This window comes from Pseudomonas sp. EB271-G4-1, from assembly GCF_058791355.1.
Window position 1 is genome coordinate 151,630 of sequence record NZ_JBYTEO010000006.1, and the last position, 6,108, is coordinate 157,737.

At 60.7% G+C, this 6,108-nt stretch carries 3 protein-coding genes; all 3 read left to right on the forward strand.

Going from position 1 to position 6,108, the window contains the following annotated elements; all coding sequences use genetic code 11:
- Nucleotides 1-15 precede the first annotated feature (15 nt).
- On the forward strand, nt 16-612 hold the full coding sequence (locus AC3WWR_RS05285) for a Maf family protein (RefSeq protein ID WP_033040138.1): 597 nt from the start codon (nt 16-18) through the stop codon (nt 610-612).
- 48 nt (nt 613-660) lie between these two features.
- Nucleotides 661-2,118, forward strand: a complete 1,458-nt coding sequence (gene rng / locus AC3WWR_RS05290) for a ribonuclease G (protein WP_020796631.1) — start codon at nt 661-663, stop codon at nt 2,116-2,118.
- Between the two features lie 75 nt (nt 2,119-2,193).
- Entirely contained in the window at nt 2,194-5,997 is a 3,804-nt protein-coding gene (locus AC3WWR_RS05295) for a YhdP family protein (RefSeq protein ID WP_492598540.1), read from the forward strand.
- Nucleotides 5,998-6,108 lie beyond the last annotated feature (111 nt).

Sequence of the window (6,108 nt, forward strand, 5' to 3'; positions counted from 1 at the left end):
CAGGGAGAGGTCTTGATGAAACGGTTGTACCTCGCCTCTGGCTCACCGCGTCGGCGTGAACTGCTCACGCAGATCGGCGTGCCGTTCACCGCCATCAGCGCGGATATCGATGAAACCCCTTTGAATCATGAATCCCCGTCGGCCTATGTCGAGCGCCTGGCGCGTGGCAAGGCCGAGGCCGGACGCGGCGCAGTCGCGTCTGATGCGTCCTGCTGCGTGCTCGGTGCAGATACCGCCGTGGTGCTTGATGGAAAAATTCTTGGCAAACCGGTTGATGAAGGCGACGCGTGCGCCATGCTGAAGATGTTGTCCGGGCGCGAGCATCAGGTCCTGACCGCGATAGCGCTGCTCGATTTTGATCGTTGCGAGTCGTTGGTGGTCACCAGTCACGTACGTTTTCGTGAAATCAGCCCAGATGAAGCGGCGGCCTACTGGGCCAGCGGTGAACCTCGGGACAAGGCCGGTGGCTACGGCATTCAAGGGCTGGGCGCAGTGTTTGTCGCCGGGCTCACTGGGAGTTACTCGGCGGTGGTTGGACTGCCGCTGTGCGAAACCGCGCAACTGCTCGGCCATTTCGGCATACCCTGTTGGCAACCCAATAACGCACGCTAAGCGTCGTACCCGGCCATTATTGTGAACATGCCTGAACGAGACCCTGCCATGAGTGAAGAGATCCTGATCAACATCACGCCGATGGAATCGCGCGTGGCGGTGGTCGAAAACGGTGTCCTGCAAGAAGTTCATGTCGAGCGCACGCAAAAGCGCGGGATCGTCGGCAACATCTACAAAGGCAAGGTCGTGCGGGTATTGCCCGGCATGCAGGCGGCGTTCGTCGATATCGGCCTGGACCGCGCCGCGTTCATTCATGCATCCGAAATCTCCTTGCGTGAAGGTCCGGCCGTCGAGAGCATCAGCGCGTTGGTGCACGAAGGCCAGAGCCTGGTGGTGCAAGTCACCAAGGACCCCATCGGCTCCAAAGGTGCGCGCCTGACCACGCAGCTGTCGATTCCTTCTCGTTACCTGGTGTACATGCCGCGCACCGCCCACGTCGGTATTTCGCTGAAAATCGAAGACGAGGCCGAGCGCGATCGCCTCAAGCAAGTGGTCACCGATTGCGTGGCCAAGGAAGGCATCAAGGAAGCGGGCGGGTTCATCCTGCGCACGGCCGCCGAAGGGGCCGGTGCCGATGAAATCCTCATGGACATCCGCTACCTGCGCAGGCTATGGGACCAGATCAGCGAGCAGATCAAGACCATCAGCGCGCCGAGTGTGATCTATGAGGATCTCGGCTTGGCGCTGCGCACGCTGCGCGACCTGGTGAGCCCGAAGATCGAGAAGATTCGCATCGACTCCCGGGAAACTTTCCAGAAAACCACGCAGTTCGTCGCCGAATTGATGCCAGAGATCGCAGATCGTCTGGAGCACTATCCGGGCGAGCGACCGATTTTCGACCTGTACGGTGTCGAAGATGAAATCCAGAAGGCCCTTGAGCGCAAAGTCCCGTTGAAGTCTGGCGGTTATCTGGTGGTCGACCCGGCGGAAGCCATGAGCACCATCGACGTCAACACCGGTGCGTTCGTCGGGCATCGAAATCTTGAAGAAACCATCTTCAAGACCAACCTCGAAGCGGCGACCGCCATTGCCCGACAATTGAGGCTGCGCAACCTGGGCGGGATCATCATCATCGACTTCATCGACATGGAGGATGAAGAACACCAGCGCCAGGTCCTGCGCACGCTCGAGAAGCAACTGGAGCGCGACCACGCCAAGACCAACATCATCGGCATCACCGAGTTGGGCCTGGTGCAGATGACTCGCAAGCGCACCCGCGAAAGCCTCGAACAGGTCCTGTGCGAGCCGTGCACCAGTTGCCAGGGGCGTGGCAAGCTGAAAACCCCGGAAACCATTTGCTATGAAATCTTCCGCGAAATCCTGCGTGAGGCTCGCGCCTATCAGGCGGAAGGCTATCGTGTATTGGCGAACCAGCGGGTTGTCGATCGTCTGCTCGATGAGGAGTCGGGTAACGTCGCCGAACTTGAAGTATTTATCGGGCGCACCATCCGATTCCAGGTCGAAACCATGTATTCCCAGGAACAATACGACGTCGTGCTGCTCTGAACTGCTTCGTCCTGAATTTTCCTGAATGGCTGGCCTCAGCTGTCTGCAGAACTTTTGCCATGGGAGCCACCTGACATGGAGCGTCTGACACGCATATTGGCCGCACTGACCCGCTGGGGTCTGGGCCTGTGCGCGTTGGTTTTGGTGGTGATGGCGTTGTACGTCAGCCTGGGCCGGGAACTGGCGCCGTTGGTGGCCGAGTACCGTGGCGAAGTCGAAACCAAGGCCAGCGAGGCCTTGGGCATGCCCCTGCAAATCGGCGAGCTGAAAGGCAGCTGGAGTGGCTTCGCGCCCATTCTGTCGGCTCACGACGTGACCGTAGGCGAGGGGGCCAACGCCCTGCACCTGGAAAACGTGCGGGCTGTCCCGGACCTGTGGGAGAGTCTGCTGGCCCGCGAGGTGCGCATCGCCAATCTGGAACTCAATGGCCTGAAGATCAGCCTCAAGCAAGGCGATGACGGCGCGTGGGCGCTGGAAGGCTTGCCGGTCAAGGACGATCAGCCATTTGAGCCGGAGCAGCTACTCAATCGCATGCAAATGATCCAGCAACTGTCGGTACTCGACAGCCAGGTCACGTTGCAGCCTTGGGGAGAATCGCCGCTGACCCTGACGTACGTTGGCGCGACGCTGAAAACCGGCGCATCCCGCCAACGACTCGATGCCCGCTTGACCCTGCCCGATGGCCAGCCATTGGCCTTGAGTGTGCGTACCCGTATTCGAGCCAGCCAGTGGCAGGACGGCGAGGCGCAAGTCTATGTGAGCTTGCCGCAAAGCGACTGGTCGAAATGGTTGCCCGAAACCCTGACCCAGCAGTGGAATTTCTCCGAACTCAAGGCGGGTGGCGAGCTGTGGGCAACCTGGGGCAAAGGCGCCTTGCAAAGCGGCGCCGTGCGGTTGAATGCGCCGCAATTCAAAGGGGCCTATGCCGAACGCAAGCCGATCCAGATCAACAACCTGGCGCTTAACGGTTATTTCCAGCGCAGCGCCGAGGGCATGCTGGTAACGGTTGACTCCCTGGCCATGAACCTTGGCGAGACCCGCTGGGAATCACGACTGCAATTGAAGCAGGTCACGGCCTCGGACCAGACGCAAAACATCTGGCATCTGCAAGCCGACCGTCTCGACCTGACACCACTCACGCCGGTGCTCAACGCCCTGGCGCCATTGCCGGAAGGGGTCGCCACGGTGGTCGAGCGGCTCAAGGTCACCGGTGGGTTGCGCAACGTGCTGATCGACGTGAAGCCCAATGCCACCGATGACAGCCGGTTCAGCTTCGCAGCCAACCTTGATCGCGTCGGCTTTGACGCGTATCACGGTGCCCCAGCGGCACGTAATGTCACGGGCAGCATCAGCGGCGACCTTGGCCATGGCGAGTTGCGCATGGACAGCAAGGATTTCATGCTGCACCTGGACCCGATTTTCGCCAAGCCATGGCAATACATCCAGGCCAACGCGACCTTGACCTGGAAGCTCGACAAGGAAAGTTTCACGCTGATCGCGCCGTACCTGAAGGTGTTGGGCGAGGAAGGCAAGATTGCCGGCGACTTCTTGATCCGCCTGTTTTTCGATGAGGCACGGGAAGACTACATGGACCTGCGGGTTGGTCTGGTGGACGGCGACGGTCGCTACACCGCCAAATACCTGCCGACCGTCCTCAGCCCGGCGCTGGACGAATGGCTGCGCACGGCGATTCTCAAAGGTGCGGTGGACCAGGGATTCTTCCAGTACCAAGGCTCGTTGAACCACGGCGCGGAGGAAACGGCACGCAGCATCAGCCTGTTTTTCAAGGTCCACGATGCCGAGCTGGCGTTCCAGCCTGGCTGGCCGCATGTCAGCAAGGTCACGGGTGATGTGTTCGTTGAAGACAGTGGGGTACGGATCCTGGCCAGCAAGGGGCAATTGCTCGATACCCAGGTCCGCGATATCTACGTCAGCATTCCCCACGTGCCCGCCGGGCAAAACAGTCACCTGTTTCTCGACGGTGCGTTCGCCGGTGGATTGGGTGATGGCCTGAAAATCCTCAAGGAAGCGCCGATAGGCACTGCCGAGACTTTCGCGGGTTGGGAAGGCGAGGGCGATCTGCAAGGCAAACTGAAGCTGGATATTCCGCTGGCCAAGGGCGAACAGCCCAAGATCCTGGTTGACTTCAAGACGGCAAAGGCCCGTTTGAAACTGCCCGAGCCCCCCCTCGAGCTGACTCAGCTCAAGGGTGACTTCCGTTTTGACAGCAGCAAAGGCTTGAGTGGGCAGAACATCAGTGCGCGCGCCTTCGATAAGCCGGTCACTGCGAAAATTTTCGCCGACGGTCGTGAAGGCAAGCTCAACACCCGGGTCACCGCTTCCGGGCAGGTCGAAGTCAAGAAACTCAAGGACTGGCTGAGCGTGACCCAGCCGTTGCCAGTGAGTGGCGTTATCCCGTACCAACTGCAACTGACCCTGGATGGTGCCGATAGCCAATTGATGGTCAATTCCAGTCTAAAGGGTGTGGCCGTCGATCTGCCGGCGCCCTTTGGCCTGGCGGCGGATGTTGGGCGCGACACTTCGTTTCGCATGACCCTGCAAGGAGCGGAGCGGCGCTACTGGGCAAATTACGGGGAGCTGGCGAGCTTCACGTTTGCTGCACCGGCCGGCAATTTTGCCGGGGGCCGCGGTGAATTGTTCCTCGGCAATGGCACGGCCGCGCTGCCCGGGGCCAAGGGTTTGCGCATTCGTGGCGTGCTCTCGGAACTGGATGTCGGCCCCTGGCAGGACCTGGTGAGCAAGTATGCCGGCCAAGACCCCGGTGGCAACGCCAAGCAGTTGCTCAGCGGAGCGGACATCAAGGTCGGCAAGCTCAGCGCCTTCGGTACCACCCTGGATCAGGCAGCGGTGCAGCTGACGCGCAAGCCGTCCTCGTGGGCCCTGCAACTCGACAGCCAGCAGGTCAAGGGCGCCGCCAGCATCCCCGATGCCAAGGCTGCGCCGATGGTGATCAACCTGCAAACGGTGCGCCTGCCCGCCCCGGACCCAAAGGTTCTGGCCGACGAAAACTCGCCGGATCCCCTGGCCTCGGTGGACCCGACCAAGATCCCGGCGTTGGATATCATCATCAATCAGTTATATCAGGGCAACGACCTGGTGGGCGCCTGGTCGCTGAAGGTGCGTCCGACGGCCAGGGGTATCGCGCTCAACTCGCTGGACATGGGCCTCAAGGGCATGTTGTTGCAAGGCAGCGGCGGATGGGAAGGTCCACCTGGTGCCAGCACCAGTTGGTACAAGGGGCGGATCAGCGGCAAGAACCTGGCGGATGTCCTCAAGGGCTGGGGCTACGCGCCGAGCGTCACCAGCCAGGAATTTCACATGGATGTCGACGCCCGCTGGCCGGGCTCGCCGGCATGGATGGGGACCAAGCGTCTCTCTGGCACCCTCGATGCGTCGCTCAAGGAAGGCCAGTTTGTCGAGGTCGAAGGCAGTGCCCAGGCGTTGCGTGTATTTGGCCTGCTCAACTTCAACTCCATTGGCCGCCGCTTGCGCCTGGACTTCTCCGACCTGTTCGGCAAAGGCCTGAGCTATGACCGGGTCAAGGGCCTGCTGGTGGCGACCAACGGGGTGTACGTGACACGGGAGCCAATCCGCCTGACCGGTCCATCGAGCACGATCGAGCTCGACGGCACCCTGAATATGGTGGCCGATCAGATCGATGCGAAACTGCTGGTGACCCTGCCAGTGACCAACAACCTGCCCATCGCCGCGCTGATCGTCGGCGCACCGGCGATCGGTGGGGCACTGTTCCTGATCGACAAGTTGATCGGTGACCGTGTGGCGCGCTTCGCCAGCGTGAAGTACACCGTCAAGGGACCGTGGAAAGAACCGAAAATCACCTTCGACAAGGCTTTTTGACGCCATCCTCCAAACCTATGGAGTAGCATGGCCTTAACTCCACTGTAGGAGCTGCCGCAGGCTGCGATCTTTTGATCTTGATCTTAAAAGCAACATCAAAAGATCGCAGCC

Coding starts and splice junctions, on each gene's coding strand:
- rng (WP_020796631.1), top strand. CDS start 661: ATGAGTGAAGAGATCCTGATCAACATCACGCCGATGGAATCGCGCGTG.
- AC3WWR_RS05295 (WP_492598540.1), top strand. CDS start 2,194: ATGGAGCGTCTGACACGCATATTGGCCGCACTGACCCGCTGGGGTCTG.
- AC3WWR_RS05285 (WP_033040138.1), top strand. CDS start 16: ATGAAACGGTTGTACCTCGCCTCTGGCTCACCGCGTCGGCGTGAACTG.